This window comes from uncultured Faecalicoccus sp., assembly GCF_944325745.1.
Lineage (GTDB): Bacteria > Bacillota_I > Bacilli_A > Erysipelotrichales > Erysipelotrichaceae > Faecalicoccus.
In genome coordinates this window covers 1-16,678 of record NZ_CALVBG010000104.1, presented here as the reverse complement: position 1 = coordinate 16,678, position 16,678 = coordinate 1, and the positions used below count along the sequence as shown (strand labels likewise).

14 protein-coding genes are annotated in these 16,678 nt (G+C 33.2%); all 14 read left to right on the top strand.

All coding sequences use genetic code 11. The features are described 5' to 3' along the window. Nucleotides 1-89: 89 nt before the first annotated feature. A complete protein-coding gene (locus tag Q0J48_RS07110) occupies nt 90-2,639 on the top strand; it encodes a transglutaminase domain-containing protein (protein ID WP_296242792.1) in 2,550 nt (849 codons plus the stop codon). A gap of 15 nt (nt 2,640-2,654) precedes the next feature. Then, the gene (locus Q0J48_RS07105; protein ID WP_296242791.1) at nt 2,655-3,428 is read left to right on the top strand and encodes a hypothetical protein; all 774 of its coding nucleotides are present in this window, start codon (nt 2,655-2,657) and stop codon (nt 3,426-3,428) included. Next, nucleotides 3,422-4,450, top strand: a complete 1,029-nt coding sequence (locus Q0J48_RS07100; RefSeq protein WP_296242790.1) for an acyltransferase family protein — start codon at nt 3,422-3,424, stop codon at nt 4,448-4,450. Before Q0J48_RS07105 ends, Q0J48_RS07100 begins: the two co-directional genes overlap by 7 nt. Before the next feature lie 67 nt (nt 4,451-4,517). Further along, complete coding sequence (gene rfbA, locus Q0J48_RS07095; protein ID WP_296242789.1) at nt 4,518-5,417, top strand: glucose-1-phosphate thymidylyltransferase RfbA; 900 nt, start codon at nt 4,518-4,520, stop codon at nt 5,415-5,417. Beyond that, nucleotides 5,414-5,989: a dTDP-4-dehydrorhamnose 3,5-epimerase gene (rfbC, locus tag Q0J48_RS07090; RefSeq protein WP_296242788.1), complete on the top strand. Its 576-nt coding sequence runs from the start codon at nt 5,414-5,416 to the stop codon at nt 5,987-5,989. Before rfbA ends, rfbC begins: the two co-directional genes overlap by 4 nt. A 1-nt stretch (nt 5,990) precedes the next feature. Further along, nucleotides 5,991-7,025, top strand: coding sequence for a dTDP-glucose 4,6-dehydratase (rfbB, locus tag Q0J48_RS07085; protein WP_296242787.1), 1,035 nt, complete (start codon nt 5,991-5,993; stop codon nt 7,023-7,025). A gap of 1 nt (nt 7,026) precedes the next feature. Next, nucleotides 7,027-7,962: a glycosyltransferase family 2 protein gene (locus Q0J48_RS07080; protein WP_296242786.1), complete on the top strand. Its 936-nt coding sequence runs from the start codon at nt 7,027-7,029 to the stop codon at nt 7,960-7,962. A 27-nt stretch (nt 7,963-7,989) separates the two neighbouring features. Next, on the top strand, nt 7,990-9,273 hold the full coding sequence (locus Q0J48_RS07075; protein WP_296242785.1) for a hypothetical protein: 1,284 nt from the start codon (nt 7,990-7,992) through the stop codon (nt 9,271-9,273). Next, nucleotides 9,263-10,306 (top strand): glycosyltransferase family 2 protein, encoded by a 1,044-nt coding sequence (locus tag Q0J48_RS07070; RefSeq protein WP_296242784.1) that lies wholly within the window; start codon nt 9,263-9,265, stop codon nt 10,304-10,306. The genes Q0J48_RS07075 and Q0J48_RS07070 overlap by 11 nt, the downstream gene beginning before the upstream one ends. A gap of 38 nt (nt 10,307-10,344) precedes the next feature. Next, nucleotides 10,345-11,160, top strand: a complete 816-nt coding sequence (locus Q0J48_RS07065) for a phosphorylcholine transferase LicD (RefSeq protein ID WP_296242783.1) — start codon at nt 10,345-10,347, stop codon at nt 11,158-11,160. Nucleotides 11,161-11,173: 13 nt separating this feature from the next. After that, complete coding sequence (gene rfbD, locus Q0J48_RS07060; protein WP_296242782.1) at nt 11,174-12,025, top strand: dTDP-4-dehydrorhamnose reductase; 852 nt, start codon at nt 11,174-11,176, stop codon at nt 12,023-12,025. Between the two features lie 37 nt (nt 12,026-12,062). Then, nucleotides 12,063-12,791, top strand: coding sequence for an IspD/TarI family cytidylyltransferase (locus Q0J48_RS07055; protein ID WP_296242781.1), 729 nt, complete (start codon nt 12,063-12,065; stop codon nt 12,789-12,791). 3 nt (nt 12,792-12,794) lie between these two features. Continuing rightward, nucleotides 12,795-13,853, top strand: a complete 1,059-nt coding sequence (locus Q0J48_RS07050; protein WP_296242780.1) for an NAD(P)-dependent oxidoreductase — start codon at nt 12,795-12,797, stop codon at nt 13,851-13,853. A 75-nt stretch (nt 13,854-13,928) separates the two neighbouring features. After that, nucleotides 13,929-16,517, top strand: a complete 2,589-nt coding sequence (locus tag Q0J48_RS07045) for an N-acetylmuramoyl-L-alanine amidase (protein WP_296242779.1) — start codon at nt 13,929-13,931, stop codon at nt 16,515-16,517. Nucleotides 16,518-16,678 lie beyond the last annotated feature (161 nt).

The following is a 16,678-nucleotide window of genomic DNA, read 5'->3' as shown; positions in this document are numbered from 1 at the left end:
CATTAATTAAAATACAACTAATATGTAATATTTAGAAGTTAAAACAAAACCCTCATAATGATAACTTAATAGTAAGGAGAGATCAGTTTATGTTTAGAGCATGGATGAATCGAGGTATAGCTTTTTTTCTAGCTCTTTTTGTCAGCGTTCAGCCAGTTTATGCTATTGATGAAAAAAAAGATTGGAGCGAGGATCCTAATTTTAAACCGTCGTTGTATATACAAAAAGATAATCAATTAACTATTGATTTTGAATTTAATAATGCTGAGCCTATGTCTGGAGATCAAGCATCAATTAATCTACCGACAAAATATATGAAGTTTGAAGATACTTTAGACGAATATATATATGCTTGCGACAAAGATTCTAATGAATCTACAGGAGAAGTTTTAGGTAAAGTAAAAATTGATAATGGAGAAGCTATTATTACTTTTGTAGATAATGATTTAGATTATATCGATTATAAAGGCCAATTTACTGTTGAAGGAATTTTTACTAATCGGGATAATACTGCACCATTTGTCACTTGGGATTTAAATAATATAACGACCGAGGAACTGGAATTGCCACAGAATAATGAAGATGATTCAAATGAACAAAACACTTCGGAGAACAATGAAGACTTGAAAAATGAAGATTCTGAAACAATTGAAGACGATTCATCAAAAAATGATAATAATCAAAATGAAGAACAAGAAAACAAGAAAGATGAAATGGAGAGTGAATCTTCAAAAGATGATGTGGCGAATGAAAATGAAGATGATCAAGAAATAGAAAACAATGTATCTGACAATTTGAACAGTGCGATGAATGAACAAAATGATGATTCAATTGATTTATTAGCGGAAAATTCTTCGGATAAAGCAAGTATAAAATATCAAACTCATGTTCAAACGTATGGTTGGCAATCTACTGCTTCTGATGGTGCTACAAGTGGAACGTCGGGTAAATCCAAAAGGTTAGAGGGAATAAAGATAAGTGTCGGGGATACTGAATATTCTGGAGGAGTTCAATACCAAACCCATGTTCAAACCTATGGTTGGCAAGGCTGGAAACAAAACGGAGAGTTGAGCGGTACTACTGGACAATCTAAAAGATTAGAAGCAATACAGATCAAATTGACCGGAGAACTTGCAAATCATTACGATATATATTATCGAACTCATGTTCAACAATTTGGATGGCTTGGTTGGGCAAAAAACGGTGAAAGTTCTGGTAGTTCAACCTATTCTTATCGAATGGAAGCCATTCAGATTGTTCTTGTAAAAAAAGGAGAAGCAGCTCCTGGAAGCACATCCAATGCCTATAAAACTCGACAAGTAGTTTATCAAACACATGTTCAAACATATGGCTGGCAAGCTACTGTTTCTGATGGTGCTACTAGTGGAACCTCAGGACAATCTAAAAGATTAGAAGCAATCAAGATTAGTCTAGGAGATATTGGATATTCAGGAGGAATTCAATATCGAACACATGTTCAAACATATGGCTGGCAAGGATGGAAGCAAAATGATGAGCTTAGTGGAACTAGTGGGCAATCAAAACGATTAGAGGCAATTCAAATCAAACTCACCGGAGAAGTAGCAAATCATTATGATGTCTATTACAGAGCGCATGTTCAAACATATGGTTGGTTAGGCTGGGTTAAGAATGGAGATAAAGCGGGGACAGAAGGGATGTCTAGGCGAGTAGAAGCTATTCAAATTCAGCTACGAAAGAAAGGGGATACCAGTATAGGAACTTCTAATGGTTATCTTGGAATAGATAGAATCGGAAGTTTGAAATACAGTGTAAACTCTTCTGCTTATGGATGGCAGGGAGAGAAAACTAATGGAGATACAGCTGGGACGACAGGCCAGAGCCAAGCTATAAATGGAATTAAAATTTCTGTTAATAATAATTCTGGTAATCTATATAATGGATCAGTGAGTTATAAAGCGAATTTTTCTAAAACAGGTTGGACAGGCACATATACTAATGGGCAGGAAGTCAAATCGAGCAATCCAATGTTAGCGATTCAAATCTCTTTGACAGGAGAAATGAAAGAGTATTGTGATATTTATTACCGTACTCATGTGGCTCACATTGGTTGGCTAGGCTGGGCTAAGAATGGACAAAGTGCTGGAAATTCACCGAAATCCGGCAATCAAGTGGAAGCCATACAAATAAAGATAGTGCCGAAGGGAACGGTTGTCGGACCAAATTCAGGTTATTATCGAGAGTTTGCTTCTGACCTTGAACAAAAGGCATATGAAGTCAATAATTCTTTAGGTAGAGATTTAAGAGCAGCTTTTAATTATGCAAAGAGTATTACTTATTCAAGATATGAACCGGCCGACTATAACTCGTATGGAAGCGCAAATTATGCTTCATATGGATTTTCAAAACATAGAGGAAATTGTTATGTAATGGCTGCTGTGTTTACTTATTTAGCTAGAGATTTAGGGTACGATGCCCATCAAGTGGGAGGTTTACAAGGCAGTTATAATACCCCTCATTCATGGGTTGAGATTAATATGAATGGAACAATTTATGTGTTTGATCCTGATTTCGAGAAAGAATTAGGACGTAATGGATACATGTTTACATATGGTACGTCAGGTACGTTGAGATACCATAGTTATTCCAGAATGAATTAATGGGAGGTTTTTAGGATGAATAAAGGTATTAAATTATTGCTGGGATCAGCGTGTTGTATTTCTTTATTTTTAACTGGTTGTCAAGCAGAAAATTCTGATGAAGTAAAAGAAAAAAAAGTTGAAGAAAAAACAATTGGGGATAAAATTTCTGGTGAGAATGTATTTAAAGTCTCTATGTTGAATGATACGGGCAATGATATTGTTGGTTTTTCAATAAAGACAGACACGATGGATAATTTTGGCGAAAACATGTTGAAAGAAGATGAAGTTTTTGCTGACGAGGAAACTAGAACATTATACTACGATGCTTCCGAAGCTATTGAAGCTAATGAAAAAGAACAAGAAGGATCGGAGATGCAAGTTTCACCAGAATACACAATCAAACTGGACTTTGAAGATGAATCATATGAATTACATGCTTTCCCATTTGAAGATGTAAAAGAAGTTACTATCAAATTGGAAGATGATATTTGTTTTATAGAATATGAATCTGTTGATCAAGAAGCCACAGTATCCACTAAAGAAGCTGAGCAAAGAATCAAAGAAGAGTTAGAAGCGCAATCAGAAATTCAGGAAAATAATTCGGCAGAAGAGCAAAGCCAACAAATTATTTCTGAACAACAACAACCAGTACAACAGCCAGTTCAAGAGCAACAGCCAGTTCAAGAACAGCAGCCAGTGCAACAGCCAGTTCAAGAACAGCAACCTGTCCAAGAAACAACACCACCAGCTGATACAGGTTCTTCAGCCAATGAAGGGTGCTTGGGAGACAGTGTTGAAACATGGTAAAACAAGAATCAATTTTTAGCTTTTATTATTTAAGAACTATCTCATGTTTGGGTATAGTTCTTTTACATTTTTTGAGCGGATCTATCGGATTGTACAAATCAGTTATTACAAAAAATGAACTGTTGATATCTCAAATTTCTTTAAATTTATTACTTTGGTGTGTGCCGTGTTTCGTTATGATTACTGGAGCTTTATTACTAGACAAGAATAAAGAATTATCAATAGAAAAAGTATTAAAAAAATATGTTTTAAGAATTTTAGAAGCGTTGTTGTTTTGCTGCGTCATTTTTATAATCTATGATACTGTAGTTCACAAAGAACCAATTGGGTTATATATGATTATCGAAATGATTTCTGACTTTTTTCTAGGAAATAGTTGGTCTCATTTATGGTATTTATATTTACTAATTGGAATTTATCTACTTTTGCCAATTTACAAAATCATTACTAACAACGCTTCGGATAAATTGATTAAATACCTGTTATGCATTTATTTTTTGTTTTTATCTTTAATTCCTATGTTAGAAGTATTTGGGATTCATATTGCTTTTTATATTATGGTTTCTTCAATTTATCCTTTCTACTTATTCTTTGGATATGCACTTCATCATGAAATCATATCTATAAAGCGATATCAGTCGTTATTAATGTTTGTTCTATCTAGCTTGTGTATTATTCTGTTGACAATTTTCAATCAAGAAAATAGCTATTATAATTTTGAACCTCTGTTAAATAATTATTCCTCAATTTTTGTTGTAATACAGTCTATAGGAATTTTTTCTTTAGTCGATAGTATTAAATGGAAAAAGAGTACTTGGGTAAAAAAAGTAGATGCTTTAACTTTTGGCGTGTATTTGGTTCATATGATTTTTATTAGATCTTTTTTAAAGTATATGAGTATCAATCCCTTTTTAAATATTCCTGTTATAAATATAACCATGTTAGTAATATTGATTTTTATTCTATCTTTACTTGTGGTGATGGTTCTAAAAAAAGTGCCTATTATTAATAAGTTCATATAATTGATTGACCCTTACGTTACGTAAGGGTTTATTCTTATGTTATAATAAAATATAGGAGGCTTCTAACATGAAAGGTATTATTTTAGCAGGGGGAAGCGGAACTCGATTATATCCGCTGACTAAGGTGACGAGTAAACAATTGTTACCGATCTATGACAAACCAATGATTTATTATCCAATGTCGATTTTGATGCAGGCAGGGATTCGAGAAATATTGATCATTTCTACACCGGATGATACGCCTCGTTTCCAAGAGTTATTAGGAGATGGGCATCAATTTGGAATTGAATTATCTTATAAAGTACAGCCAAGCCCAGATGGATTAGCACAAGCTTTTATTTTAGGAGAAGAATTTATTGGTTCTGATTCTTGCGCCATGATTTTAGGGGATAACATTTTCCATGGCCATGGTTTGACCAAGCGCTTAAAGGCGGCTGCTAAAAAAGAAGTAGGAGCTACAGTATTTGGATACTATGTAGAGGATCCAGAACGTTTTGGAGTCGTTGAATTTGATGAAGAAGGAAAAGCCGTTTCTTTAGAAGAAAAACCTGAACATCCAAAATCGAATTATGCGGTAACAGGTTTATATTTCTATGATAATAAAGTGGTTGAGTATGCCAAAAATTTAAAGCCAAGTGCTCGTGGTGAATTGGAAATTACGGATTTGAATCGTATTTATTTAGAGAATAATGAATTGAATGTAACTCTTCTGGGCGATGGATTTACTTGGCTAGATACGGGAACTCATGAATCTTTAGTAGATGCAACAAATTTTGTCAAAACAATTGAAGAGCATCAACATCGTAAAATTGCTTGTTTGGAAGAAATTGCATTCAATAATGGATGGATCACTTTGAAACAATTGGAAGAGATCTATGAAATCTATAAAAAGAATCAGTATGGTGCTTATTTGAAAAAAATTATGGACCGGAAATATATCAAAGGCGAGGAGGAATTTAAAGGATGAAAGTAACAGAAACTAAAATTCCTGGAGTATTGATCATTGATACAGATGTGTTTGGAGATCACCGCGGTTATTTTACCGAAACTTATTCAAAATCTAAGTATGAAAAACTAGGAGTTACTGTGGATTTTGTACAAGACAATATGTCTTTTAGTGCCCAACAAGGAACATTGCGTGGATTGCATTGGCAAAATCCTCCTTATGCACAATCGAAATTAGTTTCTTGTACAAAAGGAAAAGTGATTGATGTTGCGGTGGACATTCGTAAAGGAAGTCCTACTTATGGTCAATGGGTAAGTGTTGAATTAAGTGCTGAAAATCATAGACAATTCTTTATTCCACAAGGTTTTGCTCATGGGTTCTTAACCTTAACTCCGGATGTTGAATTCCGTTATAAGGTGGATAATGTCTATAATAAAGAATCTGAAGGTGGAATGCGCTATGACGATCCAACAGTCAATGTAGACTGGGGAACATTATTAGATGGCATCGAACCAGTATTGAGTGAAAAAGATAAAATTGGACCAACTTTAGAAGAATCAAATAATCAGTTTGTATATCAGGAGGAAAAATAACATGAAGTTTTTAGTTACTGGAGGCGCTGGATTTATTGGTGGAAACTTTGTTCATTATATGGTGAATAAGTATCCAGAAGATATGATCGTTAACTTAGATAAATTAACATATGCAGGGAACTTAGAAACTTGTAAACCAGTTGAAGACAAACCAAATTACAAGTTCGTCAAAGGAGATATTGCAGATAGAGAATTTATCTTTGATTTGTTTGAAAAAGAACATTTTGATGTTGTGGTAAACTTTGCAGCCGAAAGCCATGTAGACCGCAGTATTGAAGATCCGGAAATCTTTGTAAAAACCAATGTCATGGGAACAACAACTTTATTAGATGCTTGTGTTAAATATGGCATCAAACGATACCATCAAGTATCTACGGATGAAGTATACGGAGATCTTCCTTTAGACAGACCAGATCTGTTCTTCACAGAAGAAACACCACTTCATACATCAAGTCCATATTCAAGTGCCAAGGCAAGTGCTGATTTATTTGTATTGGCATATCATAGAACTTATGGGTTGCCAGTGACAATTTCACGTTGTTCAAATAACTATGGACCTTATCATTTCCCAGAGAAACTGATTCCTTTGATCATTTCTCGTGCATTAAATGATGAAACCATTCCTGTCTATGGAACTGGTGAAAATGTCCGCGATTGGCTACATGTTTATGATCATTGTACAGCCATTGATTTAATTGTTCGTAAAGGTCGTGAAGGAGAAGTCTACAATGTCGGTGGACATAATGAAAGAACGAACCTTCAGGTTGTGAAGACCGTTCTTAAAGCTTTAAACAAACCAGAAAGTCTAATTACTTTTGTAGAAGATAGAAAAGGACATGACCGTCGTTATGCGATCGATCCAACTAAATTAGAGACAGAATTAGGATGGGAACCAAAATATACATTCGATACAGGTATTCCTATGACTATTCAATGGTATTTAGACAACAAAGAATGGTGGGAAAACATTATCAGCGGTGAATACCAAAATTATTTTGAAAAGATGTATGTAGAAAAAGGAAGAGCAGAGAAATAGAATGGCTCAAGTTTCGGTAGTTGTACCTTGTTTTAATGTGGAAGATAAAATCGAACGATGTATTAATTCCATAAAGGAACAAACCTATAAAGATTTCCTTTGTTACTTTATTGACGATGGCAGTACTGACGGGACTGCCTCGTTAATAAAGAAACTTATAAATAACGACCAACGTTTTGTGTACCGATATAAGTCGAATGGTGGACAAGCTTCTGCTCGTAATTTGGGGCTTGAACTATGCGATACAAAGTACATAACATTTGTTGACAGTGACGATTATCTTCATCAAGATTATCTATTTCAATTGATTAATTCCTTTGATGATGGAGTAGATTTAACAGCGTGCTTTTTTGATCGTGTATACGAGAATAGAATTAGTAAAAATGAATTCAATGAGAAAGATTTACTCTTATCGAAATATCCTGCCGTATGGGGAAAAATGATCAAAACTTCAATTATCAAGAAAAATCATATTCAGTTTCCCGAAGGTTTATGGTATGAAGATTTATGCTTTTTTGCAACTTTGACAAGTTATATTAGCGAAGTAAATATAGTAAAAAAATCTTTGTATTATTATATACAGAATGAAAATTCTACCATGTATACTTATTCGGATAAGATATATGACATTTACAAAATTTTTGATATTTTAAAAAAAGATCCTAATATTCAACAAGACACCCTTGAATATTTAGAAATTTATCATATTTTAATAGGAACGATTTATCGAGCTAGTTTTAAAACTGATTTTACTTTTTCGAACATAAAATGTATTCTTGAATATGTTGAGAATAGGTATCCTAAATGGTATAAAAATCATAATATTAAAACTCAACTTTCAGGAATATATCGAATTTATTTGTGGTTTTTACAAAAACATTGTATTAGACTGATATTTATAGCTTTGAAGTTCGGGAATCGCTTTTTGTCTTTATAACATTTTTACAAAAAAGTATGGGGTAGTATGAAAGAAAAGATTATTCATTCCTTGTTAGACGTAAGTAGAGATAAGATTCTTAAGCGTTCTTTTTTTTGGAATATGATAGCGAGTATGTTGAATGCGATTACTTCAGCTATTCTTTTATTCTTTATCACAAGATTTTGTGGAATAAATGAGGCTGGAGTTTTTTCGATTGCTTCAGCCATTGCGTATCAATGTGTATCTTTGGGGAATTTTGGCACTAGAGGTGTTCAAGCTTCGGATGTTAAGGAAGAATTTTCATTCAGTGATTATTTTTATGTACGTGTTTTTTCTTACTCATTGCTGATGGCCATGTTATTATATTATGCATTTGGTTCTGGATATACTATTGACAAATCTTTGGCGGTTTTGAGTTTTGGCTTATTTAAGAGCATAGATGTAATTGAGGATTTATATCATGGAGAGTACCATCGTCACCAAAGATTAGACATAGCTTCGTTACTATTGGTTGCCAGGTATTCAATTTCCATTCTTGTATTTATTATTTTAATTGTTTTTAGCAGTAACATTTTTATCTCTAGCTTCGTTTCTTTTTTGATATCGTTATTTATTTTTATATTTTCAAATAAAGATATTATTAAGGTATTTTATTCAAAAAAATATACGTTTTGTCTATCTCATTTCAAAAATTTGTTATTTATCGTAGTGCCTGTTGCAATTACTACATTTATACGTATGTATATGACAAATGCTCCTAAATATGCGATTGATAATTGCCTAGGAGATGTGGATCAAGCTTATTTTAATGTACTTTTTATGCCTGTTTTTATCATTACTTTAATAAGTGATATTATTTTCAGACCATATATACCTAAATTTTCTTCGGATTGGTATAATTTTCAACTAAAAAGTTTTACCAAAATGTTGTATCGACAGCTTTTTATCATTTTATTATTAACAATTATTATAACCTTGGGAGGTTATTTATTAGGCTTGCGACTATTAGAATTGATATATGGAATGGAACTTCATCGATACATGGTTCCGTTTTTGTTGTTACTAATAGGAGGGGGAATCAATACTTATAGTGCATATATGACTATTGTGATTACGGTTATAAGAGCACAGAAAAATATGGCTTTGGTCTATGTTTTGGATTTTGCAATTTGTTTACTTATTATGAATCCACTGGTAGAGAGCTTTAGTATTAATGGAGCTGTATTTATCTTTATTGTATTAAACTTAGTATCTTCGGTTTTGTCTACTGGAATTTTTGTAAAAGAGTACTTGAATCATAAAAAGGAGCTAAAGCTAAATGGAAATTGATGTAAGTGTAATAATGCCTGTATATAATTCAAAAGAGTATTTATCTACCGCTATAGAATCTATTTTAAATCAAGATTACGAGAATTATGAATTATTATTAATAGATGATGGATCTCAAGATGGTAGTGGACAGGTATGTGAAGAATATTCAGAAAAGTATGATAATGTTAGGGTTTATCACAAAGAAAATGGTGGAATCTGTAATGCTAGAAACTTTGGATTAAATCAAGCAACGGGTAAATATATTATGTTTTGTGACAATGATGATATATATTTACCAGGAGCAATTCGAGATAATATTACCTATGCTTTGAAATATGATGCAGATATAGTTAGGTATTCTCGAAAAAGAGTGCATGTTGGTGAAGATGAAAAAAAGATAGAAGAAAACTTTATTTATGATTATCAATTCAATGTGTTTGAAGGAGAGCAGGTTGTCCAGAATTACGGAGTGTTGCGTAACATTAGTTCTGGAATTTGGTGTAGTTTATATCGAAGGGATATTATCGTGAAGCATAAAATTTGCTTTCGGGAAGATTTTAAATCTGGATTTGAAGATATGTGTTTCAATATTGAGTTTTCTCGATACATTCAAAAAGCTGTTACAAACCCTAAAGTGTACTATCATTGGATACAAAGAGAGGGGCACAGTACTTCTAAAAAATATTCAGATAATATGTTATATGCACTAAGCGAATGTCTTAAAATGGAATATAGTTATGTAATTGAGCATGATATAATTAATAAATATCCCGGGGTCTGGGAAGATTTGTTAACGAATTATTATGTATTAGGGTATTATCTTACGTTATTGATTCCAACGACTCCATATTCATTAAAGGAAAAGTTACGGATATTAAGAGAGTTTAGAACAAACGCTTGTTTTTCTACAATGGAAAAATCGTCGTTGCAAGCGTTGCGAAAGCTAAATTTTAAAAGATATTTGATATTAAAATCTTTTTTATTAAATTTTCATAGACTTAATTTTTACATAGTTGATTATTATAGTAAGAATATTTCAAACATTGCTTAATCGTGTAGTATAAGTATAGTTTATACATGGGGTAATAAATGGAGACACAAAATCAGTTAAAAAAACTTCAGGAAATTGAATTATCAATTTTATATGAATTTTCCAAAATATGTCAAAAGCATAATTTAACTTATTTTTTGGTTGGCGGTTCATGCTTAGGGATGATCCGTCATAAGGGATTTATTCCGTGGGATGATGATATAGATTTAGGTATGCCTAGAAAAGATTATCAGAAGTTTTGCGAAATTGCACAAGCAGAGTTGCCAGATAATCTGGTTTTACAGAATTTTGATACAGAGCCAAAATGTGGTTTGGTTTTTGGAAAGATTAGAAAGCAAGGCACAGTTTTATCTGAAGATTATTCATATCATATTAACATGAATCAGGGAGTTTGGATTGATATTTTTCCATATGATTTTGTTTCGAATAATAAATGGGTTCGTAAAATTGATTATTTCCGAACGCTCTTTTATAAAAATATGTATATTATCAAATCAGGCTATAAAAATCCACATCCGGATAGAATCATGTATAGAATCATGTACCGTATTGCGAAAACTATAGTTTTTCCGTTTTCTTTAAACTTTTTCATAAAAAAACTAAAAAGAAATATGATGAAATATGATGATACTGAATTTGTATTTCCATATGGAGGAGCATATCCAGAAAAAGATTTATTCACAAAAGATTTAATTTCCAGTACGATTTCTTTACCCTTTGAAGATTATTACTTTTTGACTTTTGAACAATATGAAAGATATTTAAAACAATTGTATGGAGACTACATGGTATTGCCTCCTGAAGAAAAAAGGCAATCAGGAATGCATCATATTCATCAAATAGATTTAGGTTAATGGAGGACATATGATGAAATTATTAGTAACAGGATATAAAGGACAATTAGGATTTGATGTTGTGAATGAAGCTCATTCACGTGGTATTGAAGCGGTTGGTGTTGATATTGATGAAATGGATATCACCAATGCGCAACAGGTTAATGACGTTATCAAAGCAGGAGACTATGATGCGGTAGTGCATTGTGCTGCATGGACGGCAGTTGATAAAGCAGAAGAGCCAGAACTTTTAGATAAAGTACGTGCTGTGAACGCAACAGGAACACAGAATATTGTGACTGTCTGTAAAGAGTTAGATATTCCTGTCATGTACTTTTCAACTGATTATGTGTTCGATGGGCAAGGGACAACACCTTGGAACGAATATGATGAAAGGCATCCTTTAAATGTTTATGGACAGACAAAGTATGAAGGAGAATTGGCGGTAGAAGCTTATCCGAAACATTTTATCATTCGTATCGCGTGGGTATTCGGAAAGAATGGAAATAACTTTATTAAGACAATGCTTCGTTTAGGAAAAGAAAGAGGAGCAGTTAGTGTCGTGAATGATCAGATTGGGAATCCAACCTATACATTTGATTTAGCTAAATTAGTTGTAGATATGATTCAGACTGACAAATATGGAATTTATCATGCGACAAATTCCGGGGATTTTATCAGTTGGTATGATTTCGCCTGTGAAATCTTTAAACAAGCAGGAATGAATGATGTCAAAGTCACACCGGTAGATAGCAATGCTTTTCCGGCAAAAGCAGAACGTCCAAAGAATTCACGTATGAATCAGACTGAATTAGATAAAAATGGATTTAATAGATTACCGGCTTGGCAAGATGCTTTATCTAGATATTTGAAAGAAATAATGTGATTTTAATGTATATTTCTAATGATATAGGAGGTTTGAAATGAATATAGCAGTTATATTTGCAGGCGGTATTGGATCAAGGATGAATTCAAAGACGAAGCCTAAACAGTTTTTATCGATTCATGAGAAACCTATTATTATTAGAACTCTTGAATTATTTGATAATCACCCACAAATTGATGCTATTGTAATAGCATGTGTTGAAAACTGGATAGATTATTTACAGGACTTGGTTGAAACGTATCGATTAAAAAAGATAAAAAGAATTGTTCCTGGCGGAAAAATAGGGCAGGAGTCCATCTATAAAGGCCTTTTAGCGGCAAAAGATGTTTGTGGTTCTGAAAAGAGTATTGTTTTGATTCATGACGGAGTACGGCCTTTGATTAAAGGACAAACAATTTCAGATAATATTCAATCAGTTATGAACTTTGGCTCTTGTATCACTTGTGTTGAAGTTAAAGAAACCGTTCTAATTGTTGATGAAACTGAGGAATTGATGGATATTCCTAAACGTAGTCATTGTAGAATGGCTAGAGCGCCTCAAAGTTTTTGGCTATCAGATATTTTGAGAGCCCATCAGCAGGCTATAAAAGAGAACAGATGGGATTTTATTGATAGTTGTTCTATGATGCAAGAATATGGCTATAAACTTCATTTAATTAAAGGGCCAGAGGAGAATATAAAAATTACAACGCCAGATGACTTTTATACTATGCGAGCTTTATTAGATGCTAAAGAGAATGCACAAATTTATGGTTATGAGGAATAATAAATGAATATTATTTTAAAAGAAGATTTTGAAAAAATATTACAGTCGGATGTCGATTTCTCAAGTTTTAAAAATTCGAGTTTTTTTATTACTGGATCTACAGGACTGATAGGATCTTTATTAATAAAATTCTTATTATATTGTTCTGAAGTTCATTCATTGAATATAAAGATATACGCTTTAATCCGAAATGAAAAAAAAGCGGAAATGATATTTAGTGATGAAATCAATAATGAGAATTTAATTTTTGTGAAGGGAGATTTGCTAAAAGCAAATTTAACTTTTGATTTTTCTGTTGATTATGTAATACATACAGCAGCAATTACTGCATCAAAAGAGATGGTCACGCATCCTATTGAAACTATTCAAACTTCATTAATGGGAGCTAAAACAATATTGGATTATTCGGTAAAATGCCGAGCTAAAAGCGTTATTTATCTTTCATCTATGGAAGTTTATGGCCAAGTAAAGTGCAATCAAAAAGTAAAAGAAAATCAACTCGGTTTTATTGATTTAAGTGATGTTAGAAGTAGCTATCCTGAAAGCAAAAGAATGTGTGAGTGCATGTGTTTAGCTTATGCACATGAAAAGAATCTTAATGTGAAAAGTGTAAGATTAGCTCAAACTTTTGGAGCTGGCATTTTCAAGGAGGAAAATCGAGTATTTGCACAATTTGCTAGAAGTGCTTTAAAAGATGAAAATATAGTATTACATACGACAGGGAATTCAGAAGGAAATTATGTGTATACAGCAGATGCTATTGCGGCAATATTATTGATTTTATTAAAAGGTTCTCCAGGCGAGGCCTATAATGTCAGCAACGAAAACAGCCATATGAAAATCAAAGATATGGCACATTTAGTTGCTAATGTTTTAGGAAATGATGATTGTCAAGTGGTTTATGATATTCCAGAAGATAATTTAAAATATGGTTTTGCTCCAGATACACAGTTGTTTTTAGATTCATCAAATACTATGAAATTAGGCTGGAAACCTTCTTTTGATTTAGAAGAATCTTATTTACGATTAGCAAGTTGGATGAAAAGTAACAAAATGATTTAACAATTTCATGTATTAGTGGCAAAGATTTGATAAAATGGTTAAGATTAAGATTAATGTTATGGAGTGATTATAAATATGAATTTAAAGAAAAAGGTATTACCAATTATTATCGCATTAATGATGACATTAAATGGGGTGTCTGTTTTTTCGGCCTATGCACAAGAGAATCAAGACGAAGAAGGGAATCAAATTGTTGAGAATATTAACAATGAGGATTTTTCAAGCAATCAAATAACAGACACGACTGGAGAAATTAGTGAAGAAAAAAGTGAAACAGATGGGATTGAAGACGAAAAAGATTCTGTTACTCTGAATCAAAATTCTGACGAAACATCTGACAACAATTACAATAACTCAAATAAAGAAAATCTTATGGAAGAAGATTTTTCTGGAATCGAAAGCGATAATCAAAAGATTCAAATTGGAAATTCATCTTTAGTTGAATATTTTTATGTAGGAAGTCCTTACTTGTCAACACCAGCTACCCAGCAGTTTGTTTTATCTTTTGGTAGTGGAACGGAAGGGATTTCTTCTGTCAAATTACAATATCAAAAAGATGACGGAGAAGCACAAGAGTTAGAAACTACTCAATATCAAAATGGATTATATGTGTTTGAAAAAGCATTTACAGACGCTGAAACTGGAACTTATAAAGTAAATGGTTTCACTTATGTGATAGGTGAACAGACTTATGAAGTTGCATTTTCTGATTTACAAATGGATATTCGTTTTGGTGTCAATCAAGAATATGAAGGTTATGGAACTGCTGAAGGATATACAATTGATAAGAATGGAAATGAAGTTCAAGAAGAAGCTATCGATACTCAAGGGTTAACAGATACAGAGATTGAAACTTCTATTGTTAGTCTGGATGGATCGAATTCAAATGAAACAGAAAGCTTAGTAGAGGATGCTTTACAAAATAATGCTTTACCTGCTTCTAATGCTAGAAGTCGATCCAACTCGATTAGCACTTATAGTGAAACGAATCCTTTAGTGATTTGTATTGATCCAGGCCACGGTGGAAATGATGGGGGTTCAACTTTAGTAAATGGTGTTTCTGAAAAGGTTTATAACCTAAAAATTGCACAGTATTTGAAAGCTGAACTAGAACAATATAAAAATGTAAAAGTAGTGATGACTCGTACAGGGGATACAAACCCATCTCTTCAAGAGCGCGCACAAATTGCAGCGAATAATGGAGCCAAAGCTTTAGTAAGTATTCATTTGAATGCTACAGGATTGGGCAGTCAGACAGGAGCTAGCGGAGCAGAAATCTATTATCCAAATACTAACTATAAACCGGAATTATCGCAAACAGGCTTACAGATGGCAAATAACATAATGAATCAATTAACTTCATTAGGAATTCCCAAACGATTTATTACTGTTAAGTATGTTTATGATGCAGCTACAGGGAATCCAGTTAATGATGACCGATATGATTATCCAGATAATTCGATTGGTGATTATTATGGTGTAATTCGATATAGTAAACTGTTAGGTGTTGCGGGAATTATTGTAGAACATTGCTACGGAGATAACTGGAATGACATCAATAATTTCTTGGGGTCAGAAGATAAGATTAAAAAATTAGGTGTTGCGGATGCAACTGGAATTGCAAATGCGTTTGGACTTCAAAAAACACCGAAAACGATTAATTATTCGGTTCATTGTCAGACGTACGGATGGATGAATACCGTAGGAGATGGGCAAACTGCTGGAACATCAGGAGAATCTAAACGATTAGAATCTATAAAAATAAGTTTAGGAGAAACAGGATATTCTGGTGGAATACAGTATAGAACTCATGTACAGACATATGGTTGGCAAGGATGGAAACAAGATGGCCAAGAAAGCGGGACAACAGGGCAATCCAAGCGCTTAGAAGCAATACAGATCAAATTGACCGGAGATATTGCGAACTATTATGATGTATACTATCGTACTCATGTCCAACAATTTGGATGGCTAGGATGGGCAAAAAATGGTGAAAGCTCAGGAAGTTCTGGTTATTCATATCGAATGGAAGCCATTGAGATTGTATTGGTAAAAAAAGGCGGTTCAGCTCCTGGTAGCACTTCAAATTGTTATTATGATAAGAATGCAGAGCAGGCAAAAGGTTATACAATCATGGGCTCATCCAATGTCACTGCTAAACAATTAGTAAATTATTATAATACTAATAAAGGATCTAGCAGTTATGATAAGTTTTCTGGATCCAATTCTAAACACAATGGCACCTTCTCAAAGGGAGGCGCAGATACGATTGAAAAGTTTTGCCAAATGTATATTGAGGAATGTAAAGCGGAAGGAGTAAAAGCAGAAGTTGCTTTTGCTCAAACGATGCATGAAACAGGGTTCTTGAAATTTGGCGGCGATGTATTGCCTAATCAGTATAATTTTGCTGGTTTAGGTGCCACCGGAAATGGTGCCACTGGTAATTCGTTCAAGGATGTCCGCACGGGAATTCGTGCTCATGTTCAACATTTAAAATGTTATGCTTCTACTGAGCCTTTGAACCAGGAAAAAGTAGATCCTCGCTGGAGCGATTCTTTGCGTGGCAAAGCACCGACGGTAGAAAAATTGCAGGGAACTTGGGCATCTTCTAATACATATGCATCCAGTTTGATGAAGGGTGTCAACAGTATTTTAAAATCTTAAATTTGAACTAGGGAGTCTTCTTATGAGACTTCCTGTTTTCTTTTGCTGATGTTTCTTTGTATTTTTTATGAATTGGGATATAATTTTGATAACAGTCAAACTTAAGGAGTTGAAAATATGCAATGTAAAAAATGTGGAACAGAGCTTCCAGAAAACGCAAA

What these genes read in the sequence shown, in the direction of transcription:
- rfbD (WP_296242782.1), top strand. Translation starts at nt 11,174, where the DNA reads ATGAAATTATTAGTAACAGGATATAAAGGACAATTAGGATTTGATGTT.
- Q0J48_RS07055 (WP_296242781.1), top strand. Translation starts at nt 12,063, where the DNA reads ATGAATATAGCAGTTATATTTGCAGGCGGTATTGGATCAAGGATGAAT.
- Q0J48_RS07110 (WP_296242792.1), top strand. Translation starts at nt 90, where the DNA reads ATGTTTAGAGCATGGATGAATCGAGGTATAGCTTTTTTTCTAGCTCTT.
- rfbC (WP_296242788.1), top strand. Translation starts at nt 5,414, where the DNA reads ATGAAAGTAACAGAAACTAAAATTCCTGGAGTATTGATCATTGATACA.
- rfbB (WP_296242787.1), top strand. Translation starts at nt 5,991, where the DNA reads ATGAAGTTTTTAGTTACTGGAGGCGCTGGATTTATTGGTGGAAACTTT.
- Q0J48_RS07070 (WP_296242784.1), top strand. Translation starts at nt 9,263, where the DNA reads ATGGAAATTGATGTAAGTGTAATAATGCCTGTATATAATTCAAAAGAG.
- Q0J48_RS07100 (WP_296242790.1), top strand. Translation starts at nt 3,422, where the DNA reads ATGGTAAAACAAGAATCAATTTTTAGCTTTTATTATTTAAGAACTATC.
- Q0J48_RS07075 (WP_296242785.1), top strand. Translation starts at nt 7,990, where the DNA reads ATGAAAGAAAAGATTATTCATTCCTTGTTAGACGTAAGTAGAGATAAG.
- Q0J48_RS07065 (WP_296242783.1), top strand. Translation starts at nt 10,345, where the DNA reads ATGGAGACACAAAATCAGTTAAAAAAACTTCAGGAAATTGAATTATCA.
- Q0J48_RS07080 (WP_296242786.1), top strand. Translation starts at nt 7,027, where the DNA reads ATGGCTCAAGTTTCGGTAGTTGTACCTTGTTTTAATGTGGAAGATAAA.
- Q0J48_RS07045 (WP_296242779.1), top strand. Translation starts at nt 13,929, where the DNA reads ATGAATTTAAAGAAAAAGGTATTACCAATTATTATCGCATTAATGATG.
- Q0J48_RS07105 (WP_296242791.1), top strand. Translation starts at nt 2,655, where the DNA reads ATGAATAAAGGTATTAAATTATTGCTGGGATCAGCGTGTTGTATTTCT.
- Q0J48_RS07050 (WP_296242780.1), top strand. Translation starts at nt 12,795, where the DNA reads ATGAATATTATTTTAAAAGAAGATTTTGAAAAAATATTACAGTCGGAT.
- rfbA (WP_296242789.1), top strand. Translation starts at nt 4,518, where the DNA reads ATGAAAGGTATTATTTTAGCAGGGGGAAGCGGAACTCGATTATATCCG.